This window comes from Cyclobacterium roseum (genome assembly GCF_010119225.1).
Lineage (GTDB): Bacteria > Bacteroidota > Bacteroidia > Cytophagales > Cyclobacteriaceae > Cyclobacterium > Cyclobacterium roseum.
Map to the genome: position 1 here is coordinate 357905 of NZ_WNKF01000003.1, position 26164 is coordinate 384068.

Here is a 26164-nt window from a genome sequence, read left to right on the forward strand (position 1 = left end):
GCAGGCAATAATGAGGGAGATCTATTGTTTCTGTTAATGAACTTCTTTAAGTTGGGACACACGTTTAATTAATGAAGAACAAATTTCAAGACCTGACCTCACTGGACCTTTACCAAAACAGGGGAAAAGTAAAATGGGGGGTATTCGCCTTTTCCATCATCATTGGATTGGGCTCCATCTATTATACCAATACCCTGGTAGAAGAACTCAAAATAAGAGAGAAACGGCAGGTAGATTTGTATGCGGAAGCACTGGAGTACGCCTCGTTAAATTCCGATAACCTTACCTTTATTTTTCAGGTAATCATTCAGGAAAATAAATCCATCCCCGTCATCACCGTTAATGCCGAAGGCGAACCCATAGAATATAAAAATGTTCACTTCAGGAAAAATAGTACGGAGGAGGAAAAAAGGGATCAGTTGCTGGAAGAATTGGCAGCGATGAAGGACCTTTATGAACCGATTCGCCTGTCGGACGATGCCTTTATTTTTTACCGAAATTCTGATCTGCTTACCCGCTTGCAATACTACCCCTATGTACAGTTATCCGTTATTTTGGTCTTTGGGGTACTGGCTTATGCCTTTTTTAACCAAAGCAAAGTAGCCGAACAAAACCGGCTATGGGCCGGACTGACCAAGGAAACCGCGCATCAGCTGGGTACGCCCCTGGCCTCCCTGATGGCCTGGGTCGATTACCTGAAAAATTCCCCGGTGTTTGAAGAAAATCAGGAAGTGATCACGGAACTGGAAAAGGATACCCGAAAGCTAAGCATGGTTACCGAACGATTTAGCAATATCGGAAGCACCCCGGTCATTAAACCCGAAAACGTATACGGAGTAGTTGCAGATGCTATCAATTATCTTCGACCACGGATTTCCAGTAAGGTTAGCATTGATCTTAATTCCCATGCCGAAAATATTTACGCCCAGATGAATCGCTCCCTGTTCGAATGGGTAATCGAGAATATTTGTAAAAACGCAGTAGATGCCATGAAAGGGCAAGGAGCTATTCGGATAAACATCGTGAAGGAAAGCGAAAAATATGTCTTTATTGATATCAGCGATACCGGGAAGGGCATGGAAAAGAAAATGTTCACCAAGGTATTTAATCCGGGCTTCACCACGCGTCAACGTGGCTGGGGGCTGGGACTCACCCTGGCCAAACGGATCATTGAAGGATACCATAGCGGAAGGATTTTTGTCAATGCGTCCGAATTGGGCAAAGGCACTACCTTTCGGATCGTATTGCTCGGTGTGAGGGATTCGGAAGAATGAGCCAACAGAAAATAAATAACCAATGAATCAACTGGTAAAACATATTACAATTGCCTTGGCCTTATTTTTGGTCTTTTCTTGCCAAACCGATCAGTCGGAAACGGTTTCCGAATCTTCCGGGAACACCTATCAGGAGCCGCATCGACCTCAATTTCACTTCAGTCCGAAAGCCAATTGGATGAATGATCCCAACGGCATGGTTTATTTCGAAGGGGAATACCACTTATTCTATCAATACTATCCGGATAGCACCGTTTGGGGACCCATGCATTGGGGGCATGCGGTAAGCACGGACTTGGTTCATTGGGAGCAACTTCCTGTAGCGCTTGAGCCGGATGAATTGGGATGGATATTTTCAGGGTCAGCAGTTTTTGACGCTGAAAATACCAGCGGCCTGGGTACGGAGGATAACCCTCCGCTGGTAGCCATTTACACCTACCACGATCCGGTAGGAGCCGATGCCGGCCGGGATGATTTTCAGACGCAGGGAATCGCCTTTAGCCTGGATAAGGGTAGGACCTGGAAAAAATATGAGGATAACCCCGTTTTAGCAAATCCAGGGATACGGGATTTTCGAGACCCCAAGGTGAGTAAAATTCAGGTAGAGGGTCGGGATAAATGGATGATGTCCCTGGCAGTAAAAGATAAGATTAGTTTTTATTCCTCTGAAGACCTGCTCCAATGGACACATGAAAGCGACTTCAATCCTCCCTGGGCGGCCTATGGAGGTGTTTGGGAATGCCCCGATCTGTTTCCCTTGACGACTCCCGATGGTCAGGAAAAATGGGTGTTACTGGTAAGTATCAATCCGGGAGGACCGAATGGAGGTTCCGCTACGCAATATTTCATAGGAGATTTTGACGGACAAACCTTTTCCACCGATCAAAACGAAATAAAATGGCTGGACTACGGGGCCGATAATTATGCCGGCGTGACCTGGTCCAATATTCCCGCCTCAGACGGAAGGAAGTTGTTTATTGGATGGATGAGCAACTGGCTATATGCCAATGTAGTACCTACCGAAGTATGGCGATCGGCCACTACCCTTCCCCGGGAGTTATTGCTTTGGGGCAAATCACCGGAATGGCACCTCGCTTCCCGGCCGGTAAAAGAATTGCAAAAATTACGAAAAAGCAGCCATGAGATCTCCGGAGATACTATTTTACTGGAGGAAGAATTGGCCGAACTCGTACTGACTCCTGATGAGGAAACTTTTAGAATCGTTTTCAATAATTCTGAAGGGGAACAGGTAATTCTGGAAAAAGCGGATGGGATACTGATACTGGACAGGACGCAATCGGGTTTGGTGGATTTTAATGAACGTTTTCCAGCTCGACACCAGGCACCGCTGGGGGATCTAACGGTTCAGAATCTCCGTATTTATCTGGATCGGTCTTCCATCGAGGTATTTATCAATGAGGGCGAATTGGTGATGACGGATTTGCTGTTTCCAGAGCATAGGTATACACAAATCGAACTAAAGGGCTTTGCTGACGAAAACCGGTTGCACTACCTGAATTCCATTTGGTAACCAGAGTTCGTTAATAAAATAGTAACCTAAGTTCGATCTATGTTCCGTAAAAAGGTTCAACCCCGTCTGGGGTTGGAGGTTCGTTTTTGTTAGCTTTCCGCAGGTTGCACCCACGGTTATTGTTCCGAAACAAATGGGTAATCACCTGAAAGGGCAATCATCTGGGCATCCATCCCAATCTCCTCTTCATTGACACCGCCTTAAATAAAGAGTCGCAGAGGGGGCAAAGATTAGCATTTACCGAAAGGGAATACTAGTATATTTCACGCAGCGCCCGCCACGTATCCGCCGCGGTCGCCACGTGAACTAATTCTTTTATTATTCTCCCAGAAAGGGATAACGATAGTCAGTTGCACTAACAAAGGTTTCCTTGATGGTTCGGGGAGAAACCCAGCGCAGCAAATTCACCATGGAGCCTGCCTTATCATTGGTGCCGGAAGCCCTGGCTCCTCCAAAGGGCTGTTGCCCTACTACTGCACCCGTGGGCTTGTCATTAATGTAGAAATTTCCGGCGGCATGACGGAGTTTGGTGGTGGCCAGTTCGATGGCGTAGCGATCCCGGGAAAACACCGCTCCGGTAAGGGCATAGGGAGAGGTCTGATCCACCAGCTCAAGGGCTTCTTCAAAATGATCCCCCTGATACACGTAAATGGTCAATACGGGTCCGAAGATCTCCTCGACCATGGTTTTATAAAGCGGATCCTGAACCAGTAGTACCGTAGGTTCTATAAAGTAACCTTTGGACTTGTCGTAATTCCCACCGGCAATCAGCTCCACATGGGCCGATTTTTTAGCTTCTTCAATGTAACCGCTAATTTTGTCGAAGGCTTTTTCATCAATGACGGCATTGATGAAATTTCCGAAAACTTCCGTTCCTCCCATTTTCATGGACTTCAGGTCGGCTGTTAAAAAGCCCTTTACCTCTTCCCACAAGTTAGCCGGAATGTAGGCACGGGAAGCGGCACTGCATTTTTGTCCCTGGTATTCAAAGGCTCCCCGGCTGAGGGCCGTGGCTACCGCCTTCGGGTCGGCCGATTTGTGGGCAATGACAAAGTCCTTTCCGCCAGTTTCCCCCACGATTCTGGGGTAAGATTTGTAGCGCGAGATGTTTTGCCCGATGGTTTTCCATAGATGCTGAAATACGCCGGTGGAGCCCGTAAAATGCAAGCCTGCAAAATCGGGATGCGAAAAGATCACTTCTCCGGCATCCGGTCCATCCACATAGATCAGATTAATGACACCATCCGGGACTCCTGCTTCCTTAAATACCTGCATCAATACATTCGCAGCATAAATCTGTGTATGCGCCGGTTTCCAAATGACGGTATTGCCCATCATGGCGGGTGCCGTTGGCAGGTTACCGGCAATCGCCGTGAAATTAAAGGGCGTAATGGCAAATACAAACCCTTCCAGCGGCCGGTGTTCCGTCCGGTTCCACACGCCATCACTGCTGATTGGGGGCTGCTGCGCATAGATTTCGCTCATGAATTTTACATTAAAACGCAGAAAATCGATCAGCTCGCAAGCGGCATCGATTTCCGCCTGGAAGGCATTTTTGGATTGCCCCAGCATGGTGGCGGCATTGATCTTGTCCCGGTAGGGGCCCGAAAGCAAATCGGCTGCTTTTAGAAAAATAGCTGCCCGTTGCTCCCATTGCATGTTTTCCCAGGCATGTTTGGCACCAAGTGCAGCATTAACCGCCTGGGTAACATGGCCCTTGTCTCCTACATGATAATGTCCCAACAGGTGTCCATGATCATGCGGGGGGTGAATGGGTTGGGTACTTTCGGTCCGGATCTCTTCGCTCCCAATATACATGGGGATGTCCGCTACCTGAGACCGGGCCGACCGAATAGCTTCCTGTAGGGAAGTTCGTTCTGCGGATCCCGGAGCATAGTTCTTAACGGGTTCATTGGTCGGTTCGGGTACGGTAAAAAAGCCTTTAAGCATAAAATGTAAATGTTTTGTTAAAAGAAATGGTTTTATCAGGATTTCATTTTATAAACGAACTGCTAAGGCGCAGGGTTCACAGGAAGCTCTTTAGTTCTGACAGGTGCCGAATGGTAAAAGTGGCCGGAACCGGGCTTTGGATATCTCCGGGGTTAAAGTGGACCTGGTCGATAGCTGCGTTTTTTGCTCCTTGTATGTCCGAATTGGGATTATCGCCAATCATCAGGCATTCCTCAGAAATAGTGCCAATTTCGCGGAGCGTATGGGCAAAAATCCGTTGATCGGGTTTGCGGAATCCGGAACTTTCGGAGGTAACAATTACCTTGAAATGCCTTTCGAGGTCAGAGGCCTTTAATTTGGCATATTGGCTCTCATTAAATCCATTGGTGACAATGTGTAGGTCGTATTTTTCCCCCAGGTATTGCAGGATTTCCACGGCCTGATCCATTACTTTTGCTTTGGAAGAGGTAAGGCTGATAAAATCATCTTCCAGGGATTTGGGGATTTGGGAAGTAGCTAGCCGGGCTTTGGTAAAAACCTTCTGAAACCGGATGGCCCGCAGCTGGTCTCGATCTACCTGACCACTGTTAAATTGATCCCAAAGTTCGAGATTGGTGGCCTGGAAGGCCTCAAAAAAGGTTTCAAAATTTGATTCGCCCAGTTCGGCCAGGCGGTGCCGTGCAAACAATTCTGTCAGGGAATCCCTGACATTGCTGTCGTAATCCCATAAGGTATGATCCAGGTCAAAAAGAAGGTGTCGGTAGGCTTTCATGGAAAGTTACTTTCGGTACAGGTTGTTTTCAATTTTGTTTTTGGCCAATTCCCGGTTGGAGTAAAGGATATCGTAAATTTCCTGATCCCGCAATAAGTTTTGGTCCTTTTGGATAAATTTCAGGATCTGCCCCAGGATTTCCTGCGCTTCTTCCAAAATATAGTAGAAAGTCCATTGGTCGTTTTTTCTACTTCCTATTAAACCCGCATGTTTTAAATAGGTTACATGCCGGCTTGTTTTCGTCTGCGTAAAATCAAGTATGTGCTCCAGGTCAGAAATACACAATTCCTTATTTTGAATCAGCAAATGGAGGATTCGTACCCTCGGCTCCTCTGAAAGGGCCTTGAAGACACGCATCCCATAGTTTAAACTTATGTTTTTTAGCCGCATTTAATTAACTTTAACAAATTAAACGGATTGAAGTTAATGAATTCAGGGGTTTTTCTCTTATTATCGTAAAAACATTGACTTTGTTACTAAACAGGCCTGGTTTCTTCTCGTTATGTATAGAAGCAGGCTAACGGAAAAATGAATCACGTGAAACCATCTATAAAAATACTATTTCTATTTTTAATAGCTTATGTAGGAATAACCTTACAAGCCCAGGCTCAGGATGACCCGGATCAGAAAGTGGTACAGCTTTCGGGAGTCATTCTTAATGCAGATAGCACCATTGCCATTCCCGGGGTGAACATTTACGTGCCCAAAAAGGGCAGGGGCACCAGTAGTAATCGATTCGGGTATTTTTCCATGCCGGTGTTGGCCGGAGATAGTGTGGTGTTTTCCTTTATCGGCCTCAAAAGGCAGACCATCACCATTCCTGAAAACATCGAAGAGGATAAAGTTAGTTACATTCTGACCATGGTGGAGGATGAAATTGCCTTGCAGGAAGTACAGGTGATGCCGTATCCTACGGAAGAGGAATTTAAAAATGCCATTCTGGCCGTGAATGTAGATGCAGAACCACCGCTCAACCGGGGCAACCTGAGTCCGCAACTGCTTCTGCGCTGGGCGGAAGAAATGCCCGCATCCGGCAATGAGAATTTCCGGCAATTTACTAACCAGCAGACCCAGCAAACCCTGGACCGATACGGGCCAAGACCGCTGCCCCTGCTTAACCCTTTTGCCTGGGCCCAATTTATCAAATCCATCAAAAACGGAGACCTGAAAAACAGGGATTGATTCCGACAAAGCTTTGAATCACTTTCCGTCCGTTAACCCAAATTTTTGGAATTGCAGCACCTTTTATGCATTTCTTGAAGGGGCAATCCGGTATATTTGCGCAAATCAGAAACCAATAGCATTATGAAAAAAATAGTTGTTCTGGGATTATTGATCCTTTCTCAAGTGGGGTTTGCCCAGGAAGAGAAATCAGGTTCTTTGCAACGACCCAAACTGGTCGTAGGGATCGTGGTGGATCAAATGCGTCAGGAATATTTTTACCGCTACCAGGACAGGTTTGTGGAAAACGGGTTTAAGCGTCTGTTGAAAGCCGGCTTTGTGATGGAAAACGGACATTATAATTATATTCCTACCTACACCGGACCGGGACATGCCTCTGTTTACTCAGGGACTACCCCGGCCACACACGGTATTATCGGTAATAACTGGTATGTAAGGTCATTAGGGCGGTCCATCTATTGCGCCGAAGACAGTACCGTTACAGGAGTGGCTGGCACCGCTTCAAGCGGCGAGATTTCTCCCAAAAACTTATTGAGCAGTACCATTACGGACGAGCTGATATTTGCTACCGGAAAGCGGTCGAAAGTGGTTGGGATCGCCATCAAGGACCGAGGGGCGGCCTTGCCAGCCGGACACATGGGGGATGCCTACTGGTACGATGCCAAAACCGGGGAATTCATGACATCCACCTATTACTACGATGCCTTGCCGGATTGGGCCAAGGCCTTTAACGACAGAAAATTACCTCAGAAATATTTGTCCCAAACCTGGGAACCACTATTTCCGGTAGAAACCTATGTGCAGGGGGCAGCGGATGACAATGTGTTTGAATCGCCCTTCATCGGCATGGAAACACCTACTTTTCCCTATGATCTGCCCGCTTTGAAGGAGGACAATGGAGGACTGGGCCTGATCAGCACCACTCCCTACGGCAATACCCTCACCCTGGACCTGGCCTATGCCGCTCTGGAAGGGGAGCAATTGGGGAAAAGAGGGGAGACGGACTTTCTGGCCGTAAGTTTTTCTTCTACCGATTATATCGGACACCGGTTTGGCCCCTCTTCGGTAGAGGTGGAGGACAATTACCTACGCCTGGACCGGGAATTGGCGGAATTTTTTGATTACCTGGACCGGGAGATCGGCGAGGGCGAATACCTGGTGTTTTTGACGGCAGACCATGGCGTGGCGGATGTGGTCAGTTACATGCAGAGCGAACGGGTGGCCGCAGGAAGCTTGGATACGCGCTTTGTACTGACCCAATTAAAAGGATTTACCAATCAGCAATTTGGGGAGGGAGACTGGATTTCCAATTACTCCAACGAGCAGGTATTCTTAAACCGGGAGCTGGCCAAAGAGAAAGACCTGGTGCTGGCCGACATGCAAAAGGAAGTGGCCGATTTCCTGCTGCGCTTTGACGGGATCAAGGAAACCTACACAGCGGAGGACTTGAAGCGATTGGAATACAACCATGGAAGGAAGCATTTGCTGCAGATGGGCTTCAATCACAAGGCTTCCGGGGATGTGCTGGTCATATTGGAACCGGCCTGGCTGACCAATTCCGTCCGGGGCACCACCCATGGCACCGGCTATACCTACGATACGCATGTGCCGATTGTATTTTACGGTTGGGGCGTTCCGGCCGGAAGCAGCAGCCGCTATGCCACCATCACCGATATTGCCCCTACGCTGGCCATGCTGCTAAAAACCAGGCTTCCCAATGGAGCTTCCGGTCAGCCGATCGGTGAGATTTTGGATACAAAATGATTGGTTATAAGGGGGATTTGCTTTCGAGATTTCCTTATGGCTGAATGGGGAAAGGTCAGCACCGTTCATTATGTACGGCAGCTGGCAGGTATTTACTTACCTAAAAAATCCGACCGCTGAACGAAATCCCTCCGTATTCTAAGGTTAAAACAAGGACAAAAGGAAATTTTATGCGGCATATTTGAAAGTGTCTACATAGCTGGATTTTCGGTTGATTACAGCGAAAGCTCTGGCAATGATTTTATTTCTAATGATGTTGAGTGTACTCATTTTGTTTTTCCCTTCATTGACTCTTCTTTCATAATATTTCTTCATTTCTGTATTGTATTGGATGGAGGTGCTTGCACACATCGTCAACAGTGACTTAATCCTTTTGTTGGCTAATTGGCTTGTCTTGGTTTTTCCTTTGAATGTCCCTGACTGATTGGGGAAGGGAGCTGTACCAGCGTAACTGGCGAATTTTCTCCAAGTACTAAACCTAGAGAATCCTTCTGTCAAAATAATAAGTGTTAGAGCGGTCTGTGGACCCACTCCCTTGATTGAGTTGATCAGGTTATATTGCTCAGTCAGAAAGCTGTCTTTTTTAAGAAGCTGCTCCATTTCATTTTCAATGGTTTTGATTTGTTCATTCAAGCAGGCTATAACTGTTTCATGGGAGCTTTGATAAACTTTCATACCATTTTCAGGTATCACAGAATCATATTCTTTAAGCCGTGTTTTAAAAGCTGCTCTCTCTTTAACCAGCCTTTCCCGGTAGGACAGCAGCTTTTTTAAGCTAAGAATAGTCTGGGAGGGGAGCACAGTTGGAGTGATTTTTTCCTGCTTTTCGTAGAGATATTCTGCAATATCTTTCGAATCTGCTTTATCTGATTTTCCTCTTCTTATCCCTAAGGAACGCTTGAGCTCAAGGCCGGACATGATGTAGAATGGCAACCCGTATCTCTCAAGAAACGAAGCAATTTGTGAAGAATAGATACCGGTGGATTCGAATCCAAAAAGAAGCTCTTTGGCCAATACCAAGCCGGAGTTTTCCATGACCCATTCCACAAGCTCCAAATACCCCTTTTCGTTGTTTGAAAAGGTAGCATGAGAATGATTGATTTTAAGGTAGGCATCAAGAGTAGATTTACTTATATCGATTCCGATAATTGATTTGAAATTCATAACTTGACTATTAAAGTTTAACAAATGAGAGTTGCGGAAACTAAAACCTTTAACAGGCCTTGAAGCCTAAAATTCTAACTGGTTATTTGGCAACTCAATTAAGAATGGGGACTGATACGGAGAATAGGTCACTAACCTTGCCGCGGCGAAAGTTCACCCCATTCTTTTTTAATATATTAAATATTTGAATTGACTCTAAATCAGATAGATATTACATCCATTTTTCACCTAGTAATTCTATAATGCAAACCTAAAGGCCGCGGCGGAGGGCAAGGGGGATTTTTTCGATGGTTTCCACTATTCAATATACTGGTTTATTGGTAGTTACCTAAGTAAGTCCCCTTTCTCTTATGGTTTAAGCTTGTCACGACCAAAGTCGGGAGGGATTTTTTCGTTCCCAAAAACAATCACTTATTAAAATCAGGGGTGGGGATTACATTATAACTCGTTGAGGAAGTCATCGGTCGATTGCTTGGTGAGTTTTCCTTCCTTCGTTTTACTTGTATCAGGCTATTTTGCAGTTCTTCCAATGCCTTTTCTTCGCCATCTTCCGCCTTCACATCATCCAGGGTTTTGATGAACTCCAGGAAAACTTCGAATTTATTGTCTGCGATATTGATCGTAAGCTGCTTCATGTTTTGATAACCAATTGCCATTTTTCACCACCCGGTTTATTGCTTTTTTTCTTTAGCTAAAGGTTTAGTGTCAGTATATGCTATTCCAATAACTGGGAATCAACGAAAAGCCACCGTTGATTCTTTAAAATAAAGGATCATTGTTAATTTTTAATTAATTAGTTGTAACTGTCAGCTTTTTTTCTCAATTTAAAATCCGTTTAATCAATGTTTTAAATAAACTAAACTTGGTTTAACAAATTAAAAATAGGAATGGTAGCAACAGAAATTGTATTCTAGATGTTAGTAGAGGGCTGGAATTTTGGTGTTAGGTTATTAGTACTCCTCGTTTTTGGTTTTCTTTTTTCTTGTGGAAACCCACCCGGAGAATCACAGGACACCGACTATATTATCCGCACCTTTGGTCCTGAAGATGTTCCAGCGCTGGATGCTCTTCAAGGTAAAAAACTTAACCTTACTGCCTTGTTAAATCCCAATGCTATACTTTGGACAGGGAAATACCTGGTGGTGGGGGAGCGTAAAGCTTTTGACTACCACCTCCACGTTATCGATCCTGACAGCGAAACGCTAATCAAAACAACGGGAAAAGATGGTATGGGTCCCGGAGAAATTGTTGCCGCCTATCAATTACAGAAAGGAAAATCGGTAGATGAATGCTGGGTTTACGACCATACCCAAAAATTGATGGCTTTGTTTGATTTAGAATCACCAGATGCCTTGTACCAAAAGGCTTTTAGGCAACCTCAAAATATGTTCTTAGCTGTTGACATGCTGTGGAAATCAGATAGTACGCTTATGTGCCAATTGGCAGATGGGGACGAAAAGTTTGTGCTATATGATACGCTAGGTAACCGGCTCTCCACTTATGGCACCTGGAGCCAAATGTTGGAGGATCGTACACCTCCTCCCAATGTGGTAAGTTCTGTTCATCAGGGGAAAACCTCCATAAGCCCAGACCATAAAAAGTACGTACAGGTAGGGCTGTTAAGAGATTATATTGAAATTCTGGACATTCCAAGCGGAAAGATCATCTCTGTCCGTGGGCCGGAACACAAGATCCCGGAATTTGAGGTAGACTATTCTGCAGGATATCCCATGGCGCAATTCACGGATATGAGCAGATCACATTATTATAAGGATGTTGTGGCAGGAGAAAAATACATTTATGCTCTATATTTTGGGAAGTCCATGGATGCTTACTTTCAGGAAGGTGAAACGGCCAGAGAAATCTATGTGTTCGATTATACCGGCAGTTTAGTAAAAACTTATACGCTGGACCATGCCCTGTTTTCCCTGGCAGTGGACGAGAAAAACAAGCGCTTTTTTGGTATTTCATCCGATAAGGATCCGAATGTGGTGATATTTGAATACACTGATTAGTAGTAAATGCGGCTTTGTTTTCCCTTAAATTTAAGCCAAACAAGTAAGCTGTTTGGATGAGGGGTATTTTGAAGCAATTTTCCAATAGGAAAGCCAATTCAACTGTCAGGGTAACTGGTTAACGCATAAGATTTCCTATGCTGAAACGTAAATCCCCCAGTATACGATTTAAAACAGATTATTTGTAATTTATTTTATATTTTTTTAAAAGAATAGTTGCAGGTATCGTTTTTTTTTATCAATTTAAGTGCCATTAAATCAATGTTTTACCTGATGTTCACAAACCTGTCAGGTTTTATCGGCTTGTAATCAGTTAATTACCGGATTGTATGGCAGATTTACGGTTTTCCTTGATCTCGAATAAAGATGTGAGGCAATGGATTTCCCATTAATAAAAAGAAAATGGCAGCCCTTGGGGCTGTAGCGGTTATGCTGGTGGCCGGCTGGCAGTTTGGGGTTAGTGGTACGGAAGCGCCCTTTCCGGAAAAGGACGTGGCCTTGGAGAAGGCGATTGCGGGGAGTGGTAATGGAATTTGTTGTGAAGTTGATATTATTGCAGACGTATGTTATACGCAAGTTTATCCGATTGTGCGTGATTTTTGGGGCAAGCCCTATCTTTGCTAACCTTTCTGGTTTTACAATCACCGGAACGACAAGTTTGCGTTCCGGTGATTTAATTATAATTAAGTATTTTGATAGATAAAAATTGTAGAATGATTACAAATAGATTGTTGAAATATTTATCCTATTCCGGGTTGATGTTTTTTTTATCCTGTTCTGATAACCCCAAAGGGGATAGTTTTAATGATTATTTTTCTGAAACTGAGTTAATAGAAATCCAAGGTAAGGAGGTTCCACTTAGAGTGCAGGGAAATCCTTTAAGTTATATGTTCAATATGGCCTTTTTCGATAGTCTAATATTAGTCAATGAATTTCCAGACAATGAATATACTTATAAATTAATTGATTTAAGAAATAATACGGTGAGCCCGTTTGGAAAAAAAGGTGAGGGACCCAATGAACTTTTGACTGATGCCTTTTCTTTTTCCTTTGACCACAATACATCCAGGCTTTTCCTCACGGACAATATCCATTACTATGTACATGATGTTAGAAATTTAAAGAAGAATGTGTATGACCCGATAGAAAAATTCACTATTGACCAAAAGGAAACAAGGTTTGTTTCAAGTACAGTTCATGTAGACGGTTATATTGTAGGTAGTATGTATCATAAAAGGTTTTGTGCATATAATATTGAGCGTGAAAAATTCATTGAAAAAGAAGAATATGAGGGAGGTCCATCAATGGCACTTGCAAATCAAGCTTTCTACATGAATCATCCAACCGGAAGAAAGGTAGTTTATTGTATGAGTAGGGTTCCTGAATTTGGAATTATAGAAATCAAGGGTGGAGATTTGTCGATAAATAAATTTTCATGGGGAAAGACAAAGCTTGGTGTTCAACATGGTGAAGGAACCATGGCTGTGTTAGATAATGATGAGGCCAAGTTTGAGTTTATGTCAGTTGCAACTTCTGAAGATCATATATATATATTATACAGTGGAAAAAAGCCCGCTAGTAATACAAGGGATGACCGTGTAAGTGCTGCATTGACAAATATAATCTATGTTTTGGATTGGAATGGAAATCCTTTAAAAAGGTATCAAATTGATAAATATTTGAGATCAATAGCTATTGATGGCAAAACCAACACTTTATACGGTTCATCTTACGAAGAAAATCCTTCCCTTATTTCCTATAAATTGAAATAAATGAAATGAAATATATTTATTATATATGTATTATCTGGTTTTCCTTTTCCCATTTTGCAATTTCCCAGGGTTTGGATTCAAATAGCACTTTTATTTTGCCTCGAAATGATGCTAAAATCCATAATGATTCAGATATCGATCCTTTAATTAAGCGGCTAAAATTGGTTACTATAGTTGATAGTAGATCCTGGTCAATTGATAGAGAAATGGAGGTTTGGAAAGCTATTATGGGAAGTGTAGACCTGGAGCATATCGGGTTTGTTTTTTTAGTACAACCGCTAGAGAAAATCGATGTATTTAAGAAATATTGGTTTGAACAGAAAAAGATGGATTATCCTTTTTATTATGACGAGGGAAATAAACTATTTGAGTCTAATCGCTTTTCGGAGGAAAAATCGAGGCAAACGATATTGATAGATGAAGACGACTCAGTAGTATTAGTTGGGGGTAGTCCAATAAGAACAGATCCTTTTAACTTATATCGAAGTACCTTGCATCATTTAACATCAGAAATGGGAATAAAGAGGGCAGTACGAGGTGTAATCGTAGAAGAGAAGGATGGCATTGTAAAATCATTTTATAGTTCAGATCCTGTATATGTGACCGAAGAGGGTGGGGTGCTACCAGCTAAACGGGCAAAAGAATTTATTATATCCAAAAAATTTATTCCCCAAAGTTCTCCACTTACGGACACTGTTCTATTAATAAAAAGAAACTTTCGATAAATATTTTAATCTTATAGTTTTGAAGTTCAAGGAGAACGTTCACTGACTTTCAATAGATTTTGAAATCTGGCTATTGTTCATTAAGTCGATAAACCTGTAGTGTTCGATAGTTCTTAACTATTACGGCAAAATCTTTTGGTTGATTATAAGGATAATCATTTTGCATGTATTTCTGGTACTCTTCATTGGAACGAAAAGTAAACAGGCTAAAGAAAAATTCAGCATCTTTCAAATCGTTCACAAATCCCAGCCTTTCGGCATCCTGTTTTGAAAAGACCATCGTATTGATTCTTCCTACAAAATCCCGACTATAAATTTTAAGGGATTTTTCAGGATAGCGTTGCAATAATCGTGATAAACCTTCCTTGTAAGAAACTCCGTAATAGTCCCTTTGAGTGGTTACAATTCTTTACAGAAAACAGCAGATAAATGCAGGCCAGAAAATATAAGGAGCTCACCTAAATTAAAAAATATTTAGGTTTGATGCATTAGCCTGAAGTTCAGTACTACCCCCGTTACATCTTCCCTTACCGACTGAAGGTTAGCTGAACTTGAAGTGTTTAGTAAAAAGTTTGATTTCTTAACCTAAATCCCCAGTATGCGCTTTAAAACAGATTACTTGTAATTTTCTTTATATTTTTTTAAAAGAATAGTTGCAGCTCTCGGGTTTTTTTATCATTTTAAGTGACATTCAATCAATGTTTTATCTGACGTTCACAAACCTGACAGGTTTTATCGGCTTGTAATCAGTTAATTACCGGATTGTATTGCAGATTTACGGTTTTCCTTGATCTCGAATAAAGATGTGAGGCAATGGATTTACCATTAATAAAAAAAGATTGGCAGCCCTTGGGGCTGTAGCGGTAATGCTGGTGGCCGGCTGGCAGTTTGGGGTTAGTGGTACGGCAGCACCGTTTTCTGCAACCGAAGTGGCTCTGGAGAAGGCGGTTGAAGGGAGTGGAAGTGGGCAATGGGTTTGTTTTGGTACTACTTATGAATCATTTTGTACAGATATGGATGGTGACGCTTGCCATAATTACAAAAGAGTAAATGATGTATATACTTGTACGTAAAATGAGAAAAAATTATTGTGCAATTGAAAGTATTGGCTGTAAAAGTCACTATTTTCTTTTCTGGTCAAGATTTATTCTTAGTGCAGGAAATCTTTTTTGTATTTTGGTAATTTTACTTGGTGCTTGCAATTCAAGTAAAGACAAACCAAATGAAAAGATATTCACATGGAACTCCATTTCTTCTCTCGAAAAGAAGATATATGGGGAGAAAATTGTCGTTGAGGAATTGAAAATGCCCAAAAGACTACTTTATAAGAATGATAAATTACTAATTACTGAATCAGCCCCGGGAAATAACTTTGTACACGTTTTCGATGGGAAAAACCTTAAATACCTTTTCCCAACCGGTGCGGTAGGTTATGGGCCAGGGGAAATGCCCAATGCCTGGACAATTGAGAGTGGAATTGATGAGAACACCTTTTGGGTGTATAGTCTGGAGGGAAAAGTTTTTTCGGAATATGGGCTGAAAAATGTCAATGATTCCAAAGCCTTTACCCAAGTGCGTCAAAAAGAAGATTTTTACCTCGCTATGGGCCTCACATGGAGCTCAGATAGCACTTTCATGACTTTTTTAGTTCGCGGTGAGGACAAGTTTGTTGAATTTAGTACCGATGGAACGAGGGTTAAAAGCTATGGCAAGTGGAAAGGGTTGGTTCCAGGCAATTTTGAAGACCATGTCATAGCAGATCTTCATCAAGGAAAACTAATGGGTGATCCTTCAGCTGGCAAATTTATCAAGGCCAGCATATTTAGAGACCATTTGGAAATCCTGGACAAGAAAAGCGGACAGATAATTGGAATCAACGGGCCTGAAAATTCCATACCCGAATTTCAAGCAGTCGATGCGGGTGCTGTAGTCACTTCCGACCATCCCTTGGCTTATATGGACGCATTTTTAGGTAAAGAGCATATTTTTGGATTATATTCAGGCAAAACTGACAAAGAAATCAGGGAGCAAGGAAGAGGGGAAACGGATCTGTTTGTCTTTGATCTTTTAGGAAATGTGAAAGCAGTTTTAAAGCTGGATACACCTATAAGCTCCTTTACGGTAGACGAAAAGGGCCAACGAATCTTTGGGATAACCACAGATAGAGAACCCGGCGTGGTGGTTTTTGACTACAATCTTGAGAAATAGTAGTTGATAAGAAAAAAATATGAAAATAGTACCATTATGGAAATGAAGTCTCATATGGGTCGCTTCAAGTATAGTATATCGTATTTTCTAATTGGCACGCTTTCATTGCCAAACAATTTTACTCACTACCGGCTGGCAGTTTGGGGTTAGTGGTACGGAAGTGCCTTTTTCTGCAACCGAAGTGGCGTTGGAGAAGGCGATTGCGGGTTCTAATGAATATGGAGGCGTATGTTGCTCGTGGAATGACTTCTGTCCGCACCCAATTGGGTTGAAATTTGCAGACTCCATTTGGGTTCCAAATGATGATACCTGTATTTAACTAACTTTTAATGGAGTAGGCTTCAAAGATGTCCTACTCCCTTTCAACTTGATTTTGAAATCAATTCTCAAGAAATGATGCGCAATAAATTAACCCTTCTAGCCGGATTTTTAGCTTTAGGCTTTGCCTGTTCTCCCGCATCGGAGGAAAACGAAATCGAAGAAATCGTAGTTTTTGATGAAAAGGATCTTCCGGATCCGATAGCCTTGGTCGGGAAAAAATACAATTTCCCCAACATAACAAACCCGAGAAATATTTTGTGTTTGGAAGATTTCCTGGTGGTAAGTGAAAGAAGCAATGGGGATCTTTTGCATATCCTAGACATACAATCCGAAAAATACATCCGCAGTACCGGGAAGAATGGCCTTGGTCCGGGAGAAGCAACCTTGGTATGGAAATTGGAACCCGCCTTTGAAAAAGAAAGCTTCTGGTGCTACGATTTGGAACAAACTTTTTTTTCAAAGTACTCCGTTAATGAAGGGACTTCCAAATTGGCAGAAAGCCAGTTGAGATTGGGAGAGATTTTCCATTATGTAGCTGATTTGACCTGGGCATCAGATACCAGCTTATTGGTTACGATGGTGGATGGTAACGATAAGTATTTTGAGGTGTCGCTGCAAGGGGATACATTGGCCGCCTACGGTACCTGGGACAGTATGATTGATCGCAAAGATGTTCCTTACAATGTGATAAGCAGTATACATCAGGGAAGATTAAAAGCCTCTCCCGATAAACGTAAATTTATTGCTGCCGGATCCAGACGGGATTTTATCGATGTATTGGATAAAGAATCCGGTAAGATCCTTTCCATCAGAGGCCCTGTAGATGAAGTTCCCGAATTTGAGGTGGACTACAGTAGGGGCTATCCCATGGCAGCTATGAACATGAAAACACTTACGGTAAAGTATTTGGATAGTTTTGCCGGGAAAGATCGAATATACGGGCTTCACCTGGGTAAAAGCTTTCGAAACATCAGTGATCCAGATGAATTGAATCGGATTTTTGTTTTTGATTACCAAGGAAAAATTGTACATCAGTATTCGCTAGACTACCCGCTAACCGGATTTACCGTGGATGAAGACAATAGTATCATCTATGGACTCACCGTAGATGAGGAGCCCAATGTTGTTGCCTTTGCCTTGCCGGAGGGTTCGCTGCTCACAGAGTAGGCAGGTAATAGGCTAGTTGAAGCGATTTGATTTTAAAGCACTTACTATGATAAATCGACATTACAGCATTTTTGTGATCATTATTTTTTTAGCCGCCTGTGAAAAGCCTGTCACTTATACAATTGAAGGTGAGGAAAGCCAGCATATTCTGTTTCAAGATTTAGAAATAATTGCCCTGCCTTATAAAATTGATAAAATAGTTCCTTTGGAGACAACAGGAAATAATTTTTTATCCGACAATCTAAAGGTAAAGCTCACTCCTGATTTTATTTTTGTTTTTGATGAAGAAATCAGAGATGCCGTGCATCAATTTGACCACAGTGGCCAATATTTGGGCGAAATAATCAGCACAGGAGACGGCCCGGGAAAAGTCAGCCGGATTTATGACTTTACGGTTTCCGAAAAGGGGGTAGAACTTTTGGTGGGAAGGGGCTCCTATTCAGAGGTGGTGGTGGTTGCTATAGCGGATAAAAAGATCATTGAAACGCTTCAGCTCGATGTCATTGGTTTTTCATTTGAAAAAAATAATGACTATTACTACGTTTACTCAAGTTACAATTATCCGCTTGCTGAATACCGGGTTTCGAAAATAGATTTGGAAGGGAATACAATAGTGGGTTTTTTAAAGAATGATTATTCCGGGAAGATGGTGCCCATGATTGAAAGGAATCTTTATGGGATGGATGAAACGGTTTTTCTTGTTGAGTCTTTTAATAACCGCATCTATGAACTTACGGATGAACAACTAACTTGCAAATTTATTCTTGACTTTGGAAGCTATAATTTCCCTACGGACCTATTGGACAGGAAATGATGGTGACTTTTGAACAGTTAAATGCGGATGGTTTCTTTAGTATCCGCCATCATTTTGAAAATAATGGTATTTCCCTGACCGGTATCCAATTCCAAAAAGAGCGTAGTAGCCAATCCTATCACCTGATAATGTATCAAAACTCAAATAAACCCATAAAAAACAAACTGGAGGAAGGCTGGGGGGATATTTTTAAGCATCCTGGGGGAATAACGGGTTTGGACAAAATCGTTTTTTCAACCCATCCGCTAAATCTGATCCGGAATGCGGCATTTTTTGACGGAAACCAAGTCGTGAAATCAGCATTAAAGAAACTTGAAAATCAGGACAATCCTGTTTTGATCTATTCCAACCTTCAATTCAATACCAAAAACAATTCCCAATGAACGCCAACTATCTGATAGAAAACATCATCTTTTTTTGCTTCGTTTTGACCATTGCTATTGGCTGCAATTCATCCGGTAAGGATGGAAAACAAATGGTTTTCCCAACCGATTTAACCGTAATTGAGCCAAGCGATTCCGTTAAATTTGATAACAGCTGGTTTGACAGCAAATACAAAGTTGCAGTATATATGAATAAAGTCGGCCGTTCCATAACAACCCTGGACTGGCAACCTGCGATATCAAACAATAAGGAGGTCGCCTTCCTTTTCTATATCTCAGAAAAAGACCCTTCCAAATTGATCCGCCAATTGAAAGAAAACAATTTTTCGCACCCAGTCCTTCACGACCCGAATAAAGAATTTTATAAAGTGAACGGTATCGGGGAAGTATCCTTTATTTCATTTTTGCTAAAAGATGATCGCAAAGTAGAAATGGGAAATCCCTCCTTTCCCAACTTTCAGGAGAGGCTTGAGGCATTGACCAGGGAATAATGGGGTAAACCAAACGGTTAATCCATTAGCAAACCTGACTCGTTTTGTTGGTAACCCGATTGTCGGAGAAATCAACGGTATGAAAGAGAAATTTTTTACTCGAATAGTTTACAGAAATTTATATATTTCAAATAAACATTTCATAGCTACACAGGCTCCAGGCCCGTTTGTGACAAGCCAATTGAATCATTTCAATTTTCTGGAATTTAGTATAGGAAACAGTTAATCCTTCTTTTGAATTATACCCATACGGGTCCAATTCGTAGATAACTCATTTTCCTCATAACAGCAATGCAGTTGCCACAAATTTAGCTTTGTTGGACTGTGAACGGGCAATCCTTGCTAATTTTTCACCTCACTTTGAATAAAGTGGGGCAAAAAACTGTTTTAGTAGCAACTACAATGGCCCTATCTACTCAATAGAGCAAGTTTTAAGGAACTTGAGTAAAAAGTCCCACCAATTAATTTTGTGACTAAACCCAGGGGCGTAGCCCTGTAATCTTAGTAGAAGAAACCTGCGTCGACGAAAATGAGGGGCGTTAGCCCTGAAATCTATTCCGTCCTTCCGTCAAGACAACAATTTGGAGTCAAAGCCCTCACAGAATTGTTCAGGCAGCAACCCACATTTATCATTGAACGGTTGTCATTTCCTAGTTAGCATAAATCTATATCCAGCCGAAATCCAGGGACGTATCCCTGAGACCTAAGTCAGTCGTACCATTCAAAAAGATATTTGGGATCATATTCAACACCGAATTTGTCAAGCAACTTCAAATACTCATCCCTAAACGATTGCTTCTTATGGTGTTCGGGTTGGTTCAAGACATATTTTACGACCCTATCAATGTGGGACCTGGAATAGGAAAACGCCCCAAATCCGTCCTGCCATGCGAATTTACCAGGAACAAGCTTTTTTTGGTTCAGCCATGTTGTTGAACCTGACTTGACCTGTTCCATTAGTTTGGAAGGGGAAATAGTAGGGTGTATACTCGCAAAAAGGTGTGTATGATCTGGGTTACAATAGATAGCATACGTTTTACATTTATGGTTGGAAACGATTCCACACATGACCTTCTCCAATTCGTCACGGTAAGACTCCCTGATAAAGTTTCCCCTGCCCTGGACAGAGAAAACGAATTGGACGTATAGTTGTGTATATGTATTTGCCATTTTATGATGTCAGGGCTGAGCCACTTTGGATCCTTAAAACTAATTTAGTTCTACAAAGATTAAGTACCAAAGCTTTTGCAAGTTGTTTTACATTTCCGCAGTAAAAAGATTTCAGGGCCATGCCCCTCTGATTCCCGACTTAAATTCTCTTCTACTAAGATATCAGGGCTACGCCCCTATGGTTCGTGATACTAACTACGATCTAGAACGGTTTGGGAAAAAAGCTATATTTCTAAACTTGAAAATGGAAGAGCTAATATACAACTATCGACTTTGATACGAATTTTTGAACAGGGGCTAAATAAGAAGCTTGGATTAACTTTTTTGTAAATGGATGAAAAGGGATAGTACCTTGCCTTTACCCCTACCTACTCGAATCCGGAAAGAGTGACTCCGACTCCCCTTCTTGTAGGTCTATAAGCCATTCCCTACCCCTATAAAGCACCTTGGTTTTGCCCCCGCTCAGTGCCAGAATAGTTGCTTTTTTAAGGTTACCGTTTTCCCATTCCATACCTACCTCAAAATTCCCTCGTGCTTTCAGTCCGGTTACCTGGCCCCTGGACCATGCCTCGGGCAGTGCGGGTAATAAGCGGATGATTCCTTCCTCATGTGACTGTAAAAGCATTTCGGCAATGCCTGCTGTGGCCCCAAAGTTGCCCTCAATCTGGAAAATCTTTCCGAGCAGATCAAACATATTGGGAGCCAGTTGGGTGGCCATCATTTGGTGGATGTGATCCAGGGCCTCGTCTCCCTGCTGTAAACGCGCATAAAAATTGATAATCCATGCCCTGCTCCAGCCGGTTTGTCCGCCGCCACCGAAGGCCAGTCGCCTTTCGATGGTTTTTTCCGCAGCCTGGAACAATTCGGGTGTTGCTGCAGTGATTTGATTGGACGGGTACAAGGCATACAAGTGAGACATGTGCCGGTGGCCCGGCTCCGCCTCTTCATAGTCCTCGTACCATTCCTGAAGGGTGCCGTCTTTGCCAATTTTTATTGGGGGTAATTTAGTGGTAGCTTTTTCTATTTCCGCTGTCAATTGCTGCGCTCCCAGGATTTCCTCTGCTTCCAGGCAGGCCTTAAAGATGTCATTTATTATTTGGATGTCCATGCTGGCAGCCGTGGTGTTTCTCGTGGGCTTACCGGTAGTTGGATCGATATAGGCGTTCTCCGGTGAGTAGGAAGGAGACGTGACCAATTCGCCTTTTTCATTCTCCTTCAGGAAGTCCAGAATAAACCGGGCAGCACCGGCAATCACCGGGTAGGCCGTTTCTTTTAAATAATCTCGATCCTGGGTAAATTCATAATGCCTCCATAAGGAAAGGGACATCCAGGCACCTGCCAGGGGGTTGGAATAACCGTTGGTGACCTGAGATTCCTTGGTCGAGCCCGATGGCGTAGTCCTTCCAAACGGATTGCTTACGTGATGGGCCATCCAGCCAGAGGAGCCAATAAAATTTTTTGCGGTAGTGCTTCCTTTTTCCGCCAATTTTACCATAAAATGGGACAGGGGAACAAAAGCCTCGGATAAATTGGTCAGGTCGGCAGGCCAGTAATTCATCTGTAAATTAATGTTCAGGTGAAAATCCGATTCCCAGGGAGCCCACATTTCCTTGTTCCAGATGCCCTGTAAGTTGGCAGGAAGAACGGCCCTGTTGACAGAACTTCCCATCAGGAGGTACCTTCCGTATTGAAAAAACAGTTCTGTGATGTGGTTGTCATTCGTACCTTCCCGCACTTGTTCCAGCCGCTTGTCGGTCGGAAGGATGTCCCGATGCGGGCTGCCTAAGGAAAGCGTAACCCGGTTAAACATGTCACGGTGCTCAGAAACATGCATTTCCCGGGCTGTCTCGTACCGTGTTGCTTTTGCTTCTTCCAGTAGCTGTAACGCAGTCGCTTTGGCGTTTATGTTTCTGTCAAAATTCAGCTTTGCTACATTATAATCCGTTGCTGCACTTAGGATCAGGGTATACCCAGTACTGTTTTCGATGGTAAACGTTTTTTCATTTCCGCGTATCGTTCCATTATCCAAAACAGCTGCGATTTGGGAGGAAAACTTCATGTGATGCCCCGGTGTTCCGGAACCGCCCACGTTATCATCGTACCCATTGGGATCATCAAATACCTGTCCGTCTACGAAAAGAATTTCTTCTTCTCCGATGTGTTGGACAATGTCTTTCTTCCGTTCAAAACGAATCGTGCTGCTTACCGGCGCTCCATCCAGGCTCTCAAAGCGGTAAAAAATGACATTGTATTTGTTGGAGGAAAAAGCCTCTCTGCGGTACCTTTTCCCTGCGATGGAATAAGTAGCCGTGACCAGGCCCGTCTCCATATCAAGTGACCTTCGGTAATGATCCAATGATTTTTGATGGTCGAATGATATATGCAATTCACCTAAAGGCTCATAGGACCGTATGGAGGTAGGGGAGACGGCCAGGTTTTCCATGGCGTAGTCCAGGGCCTCTTGATAGTTTCCTTCCAGATTTAACCGCTGAAATTCAGCATAATGCTGGCGCACATCTTCAGGGTAGGGGTCCTCTGGCATGCCGGCCCAAAGGCTTTCCTCATTAAGTTGAATTTGCTCATGTTGCACCCCTCCATATACCATGGCTCCTAATCTCCCATTGCCAATGGGAAGAGCTTCCAGCCATGCGTCGGCAGGGGAAGTATACCAAAGTTCCATCTTTTGGGATGGGCTTTCGCTATGGCCTGTGATTTGGCAGTGGCCAGCAAACGGTGAGATGGTGATAAATAGAAGCAGGAGCTGATGTCGCATTTTGGGTTAGATTTAATAATTTTGCATAATACCAAAATATTCTGAATTGTTTAAGGAAATCACTAAACTGAAACCTTGGAAAAGAATTCTTTTGACGCATCCTGCGGATGAATATTGCATTAATTAACCCTGACCGGAGACTGACAATTTGACACGAAAATAAATTTGGAACAAGACTTGAACAAGGCAAGAATACAATAAGGACTTTGTTTACATAAAAATAAAAAATACCATGCAGGAAAAAGGTACCATTTCGATTCATACCGAAAATATTTTCCCCATTATCAAGAAGTTTCTCTATTCGGATAATGAAATTTTTCTCAGGGAACTAGTGTCCAATGCGGTGGATGCCACGCAGAAAATCAAAAGGATGGCCGCTTTAGGGGATTACAAAGGAGAACTGGGGGATCTGACCATCGATGTCAGCTTTGACAAGGAGAAAAAGACCATTACCGTATCGGATAGGGGCCTGGGCATGACTGCTGAGGAGATCAAAAAATACATCAACCAGATAGCCTTCTCCGGCGCATCCGAATTTGTGGAGAAGTTCAAAGATGCTAAGGATGCCAATGAGATCATTGGTAAGTTCGGTCTGGGCTTTTACTCTGCCTTTATGGTGGCCGACACGGTAGAAATCCATTCCCTCTCCCGCGAGGAAGGGGCGGAGCCGGCCAAGTGGGTTTGTGATGGCAGTACAGAATTTGAAATCAGCCCCGGCGACAAAACCGACCGTGGAACGGATGTAATCCTACATATCAACAGCGAGTCCGAGGAGTTTCTGGACAAGTGGAAGCTGCAGGAAATCCTGGACAAATACGCCAAGTTCCTTCCCGTGCCTATCCGCTTTGAAACCAAAACCGAAAGTGTAGAAGACGGGGTAGATGATAAAGGGGAGAAAAAGTGGAAATCGGTAGAGGTGGATAATATTATCAATACCACCAACCCAATCTGGACACAGGCTCCAAGCGAGTTAACAGACGAGGATTACCTGAAATTCTACAAGGAGTTGTATCCCATGAGTGAGGATCCGCTTTTCTGGATCCACCTGAATGTGGACTACCCCTTTAACCTGACCGGCGTTCTCTATTTCCCTAAGGTCAAGAACGACTTTGATCTGCAGCGAAATAAAATCAAACTATTTAGCCGGCAGGTATTTATCACCGATGAGGTAAAAGATATCGTGCCGGAATTCCTGATGCTATTGCACGGGGTAATCGATTCTCCAGACATTCCGTTGAATGTTTCCCGAAGCTTCCTGCAGTCGGATAGCAACGTTAAGAAAATCAACAATTACATCACCAAAAAGGTAGCCGATAAGCTGGGCGAATTATTCAAAAAAGACCGGAAGGTTTACGAAGAAAAGTGGAAGGACATCGGCCTTTTTGTGAAGTACGGGATGATCTCAGAGGACAAATTTTACGAAAAGGGCAAAGACTTTGCCCTGCTCACCAATACTAACGGGGAGCATTTTACTCTGGATGAATACCAGGAAAAGGTTAAACCCTATCAAACCGGGAAAGATGAGAAGGTGGTGTACCTGTATGCTACCGATGCCGACAAACAAGATACCTTTATCCAATCGGCAAATAAAAAAGACTACGATGTGCTCTTGATGGATTCTCCCATAGACAGTCATTTTATCCAAAACCTGGAAGGAAAGTTGGAAAACGCCAGCCTTAAGCGGGTGGATGCCGATGTAGTGGACAAGTTGATTGATAAAGAAGGAGGATATGAAAACCTGCTGACTGATGAGCAGTCCAAAAAGGTCAAGGAAATATTTGAAAAAGCCATTGGAAGCCAGACCTATAATGTGGAGGTAGAAGGTTCCAGCCCCGAAGAATTGCCGGTGACGGTCACCATGGATGAATTCATGAGACGCATGAAGGACATGGCGAAAAACGGCGGAGGAATGGGCTTTTATGGTGCCATGCCGGATAATTACAAGGTAGGCGTGAACGGAAACCATCCGGTGATCGATCGGATTTTGAAATCGGAAGATGCCGCCGAACAGGAACGCCTCGCCAAACAGGCCTTTGATTTGGCCTTGTTGTCTCAGGGACTCTTAACGGGCAAAGAACTGACCGCATTTGTTAAACGAAGTGTGGAGTTGATCTGAGCGAAGAATATATTCGTAGAAAGGGAAAGCGGGGACAGTGCCTTGCTTTCCCTTTTTTGTTTACACGTCGATCGTAGAAAGATTGGAGTTGCTGAATGGCAGCATAAAGCTGAATTGGTGCCATTTCAACGGGCTTAGAAAGTCTCACGGTAATACCCTAACCATAAATCCGTACGTACCCAAATCCCCCTTACCAAGGGGGCAGGGGGGATTTATTACCAATGTTCTGACTCGTCCTGAAAAAAGTTTACAGGTTTAAATTTTATTCATTGTTAGTCCTACCACAAATTTACATTCTCGAAAAAATCCCCCTCGCCCCCTTAAAAGGGGGATTTGCTGAAATGCCATTTTAAAGCTGAATTGGTGCCCTTGAGACGGGCTGCGGCAACTAGCAGGCAATATTTGAACTGCAATCTACAGGAATCCAAATCCCTCCGCCGCGGAGGGAATTAGTTCAAGTTGAGCTTTTAGATTCGTTTATATTAATGCGATTTGTTTCAGGAATTTAGGATTAGCCAGGGGTACTATCGTGCATGGAAATCCGAACGATATCCAATTCCCCTTGCCGCCAG

The 26164-nt window shown here is 43.1% G+C and carries 22 protein-coding genes; 15 read left to right on the forward strand and 7 right to left on the reverse strand.

Going from position 1 to position 26164, the window contains the following annotated elements; all coding sequences use genetic code 11:
- Positions 1-71: 71 nt before the first annotated feature.
- Positions 72-1274 (forward strand): sensor histidine kinase, encoded by a 1203-nt coding sequence (locus GJQ68_RS06570; protein WP_162340904.1) that lies wholly within the window; start codon positions 72-74, stop codon positions 1272-1274.
- Between the two features lie 22 nt (positions 1275-1296).
- Positions 1297-2805 carry a glycoside hydrolase family 32 protein gene (locus tag GJQ68_RS06575; RefSeq protein ID WP_162416506.1) on the forward strand — a complete coding sequence of 503 codons (1509 nt, stop codon included), beginning with the start codon at positions 1297-1299 and terminating at the stop codon, positions 2803-2805.
- A 318-nt stretch (positions 2806-3123) separates the two neighbouring features.
- Here GJQ68_RS06575 and pruA read toward each other — a convergent pair whose 3' ends face one another.
- From pruA to GJQ68_RS06590, 3 genes are all read right to left on the reverse strand, one after another.
- On the reverse strand, positions 3124-4755 hold the full coding sequence (gene pruA, locus GJQ68_RS06580; protein ID WP_162416507.1) for an L-glutamate gamma-semialdehyde dehydrogenase: 1632 nt from the start codon (positions 4753-4755) through the stop codon (positions 3124-3126).
- A gap of 76 nt (positions 4756-4831) precedes the next feature.
- Positions 4832-5527: a YjjG family noncanonical pyrimidine nucleotidase gene (locus GJQ68_RS06585; RefSeq protein ID WP_162416508.1), complete on the reverse strand. Its 696-nt coding sequence runs from the start codon at positions 5525-5527 to the stop codon at positions 4832-4834.
- 6 nt (positions 5528-5533) lie between these two features.
- A complete protein-coding gene (locus GJQ68_RS06590; protein WP_162416509.1) occupies positions 5534-5917 on the reverse strand; it encodes an ArsR/SmtB family transcription factor in 384 nt (127 codons plus the stop codon).
- Between the two features lie 183 nt (positions 5918-6100).
- Between GJQ68_RS06590 and GJQ68_RS06595 the strand changes: the two genes are divergently transcribed.
- Complete coding sequence (locus GJQ68_RS06595; RefSeq protein WP_394351281.1) at positions 6101-6709, forward strand: carboxypeptidase-like regulatory domain-containing protein; 609 nt, start codon at positions 6101-6103, stop codon at positions 6707-6709.
- A gap of 123 nt (positions 6710-6832) precedes the next feature.
- On the forward strand, positions 6833-8473 hold the full coding sequence (gene pafA, locus GJQ68_RS06600; protein ID WP_162416511.1) for an alkaline phosphatase PafA: 1641 nt from the start codon (positions 6833-6835) through the stop codon (positions 8471-8473).
- Positions 8474-8641: 168 nt separating this feature from the next.
- Here pafA and GJQ68_RS06605 read toward each other — a convergent pair whose 3' ends face one another.
- Both GJQ68_RS06605 and GJQ68_RS06610 read right to left on the reverse strand, forming a co-directional pair.
- Positions 8642-9637 carry an IS110 family RNA-guided transposase gene (locus tag GJQ68_RS06605; protein ID WP_162416512.1) on the reverse strand — a complete coding sequence of 332 codons (996 nt, stop codon included), beginning with the start codon at positions 9635-9637 and terminating at the stop codon, positions 8642-8644.
- 407 nt (positions 9638-10044) lie between these two features.
- Positions 10045-10272 (reverse strand): hypothetical protein, encoded by a 228-nt coding sequence (locus GJQ68_RS06610; protein ID WP_235941145.1) that lies wholly within the window; start codon positions 10270-10272, stop codon positions 10045-10047.
- 279 nt (positions 10273-10551) lie between these two features.
- On the opposite strand from GJQ68_RS06610, the gene GJQ68_RS06615 reads away from it, so the two are divergent.
- The 10 genes from GJQ68_RS06615 (at position 10552) to GJQ68_RS06660 (ending at position 19533) form a co-directional block, all read left to right on the forward strand.
- A complete protein-coding gene (locus GJQ68_RS06615; protein ID WP_162416513.1) occupies positions 10552-11652 on the forward strand; it encodes a BF3164 family lipoprotein in 1101 nt (366 codons plus the stop codon).
- A 402-nt stretch (positions 11653-12054) separates the two neighbouring features.
- Entirely contained in the window at positions 12055-12276 is a 222-nt protein-coding gene (locus tag GJQ68_RS06620) for a hypothetical protein (protein ID WP_162416514.1), read from the forward strand.
- An 89-nt stretch (positions 12277-12365) separates the two neighbouring features.
- On the forward strand, positions 12366-13424 hold the full coding sequence (locus GJQ68_RS06625; RefSeq protein ID WP_162416515.1) for a BF3164 family lipoprotein: 1059 nt from the start codon (positions 12366-12368) through the stop codon (positions 13422-13424).
- Between the two features lie 5 nt (positions 13425-13429).
- Positions 13430-14149 (forward strand): hypothetical protein, encoded by a 720-nt coding sequence (locus GJQ68_RS06630; RefSeq protein ID WP_162416516.1) that lies wholly within the window; start codon positions 13430-13432, stop codon positions 14147-14149.
- Between the two features lie 839 nt (positions 14150-14988).
- The gene (locus GJQ68_RS06635; RefSeq protein WP_162416517.1) at positions 14989-15222 is read left to right on the forward strand and encodes a hypothetical protein; all 234 of its coding nucleotides are present in this window, start codon (positions 14989-14991) and stop codon (positions 15220-15222) included.
- Positions 15223-15325: 103 nt separating this feature from the next.
- Positions 15326-16357 carry a BF3164 family lipoprotein gene (locus tag GJQ68_RS06640; protein ID WP_162416518.1) on the forward strand — a complete coding sequence of 344 codons (1032 nt, stop codon included), beginning with the start codon at positions 15326-15328 and terminating at the stop codon, positions 16355-16357.
- A 393-nt stretch (positions 16358-16750) separates the two neighbouring features.
- Positions 16751-17845 carry a BF3164 family lipoprotein gene (locus tag GJQ68_RS06645; RefSeq protein WP_162416519.1) on the forward strand — a complete coding sequence of 365 codons (1095 nt, stop codon included), beginning with the start codon at positions 16751-16753 and terminating at the stop codon, positions 17843-17845.
- A 46-nt stretch (positions 17846-17891) separates the two neighbouring features.
- Positions 17892-18659 (forward strand): 6-bladed beta-propeller, encoded by a 768-nt coding sequence (locus GJQ68_RS06650; protein WP_162416520.1) that lies wholly within the window; start codon positions 17892-17894, stop codon positions 18657-18659.
- Entirely contained in the window at positions 18656-19042 is a 387-nt protein-coding gene (locus tag GJQ68_RS06655; protein WP_162416521.1) for a hypothetical protein, read from the forward strand. Before GJQ68_RS06650 ends, GJQ68_RS06655 begins: the two co-directional genes overlap by 4 nt.
- Positions 19039-19533 carry a hypothetical protein gene (locus GJQ68_RS06660; RefSeq protein ID WP_162416522.1) on the forward strand — a complete coding sequence of 165 codons (495 nt, stop codon included), beginning with the start codon at positions 19039-19041 and terminating at the stop codon, positions 19531-19533. Before GJQ68_RS06655 ends, GJQ68_RS06660 begins: the two co-directional genes overlap by 4 nt.
- Positions 19534-20241: 708 nt before the next feature.
- Here the strand turns inward: GJQ68_RS06660 and tnpA are convergent.
- Entirely contained in the window at positions 20242-20703 is a 462-nt protein-coding gene (gene tnpA / locus GJQ68_RS06665; RefSeq protein ID WP_162416523.1) for an IS200/IS605 family transposase, read from the reverse strand.
- Between the two features lie 364 nt (positions 20704-21067).
- On the reverse strand, positions 21068-23476 hold the full coding sequence (locus tag GJQ68_RS06675; RefSeq protein ID WP_162416524.1) for a glycoside hydrolase family 95 protein: 2409 nt from the start codon (positions 23474-23476) through the stop codon (positions 21068-21070).
- Positions 23477-23708: 232 nt separating this feature from the next.
- On the opposite strand from GJQ68_RS06675, the gene htpG reads away from it, so the two are divergent.
- A complete protein-coding gene (gene htpG / locus GJQ68_RS06680) occupies positions 23709-25592 on the forward strand; it encodes a molecular chaperone HtpG (RefSeq protein ID WP_162416525.1) in 1884 nt (627 codons plus the stop codon).
- The last annotated feature ends 572 nt before the right edge of the window (positions 25593-26164 follow it).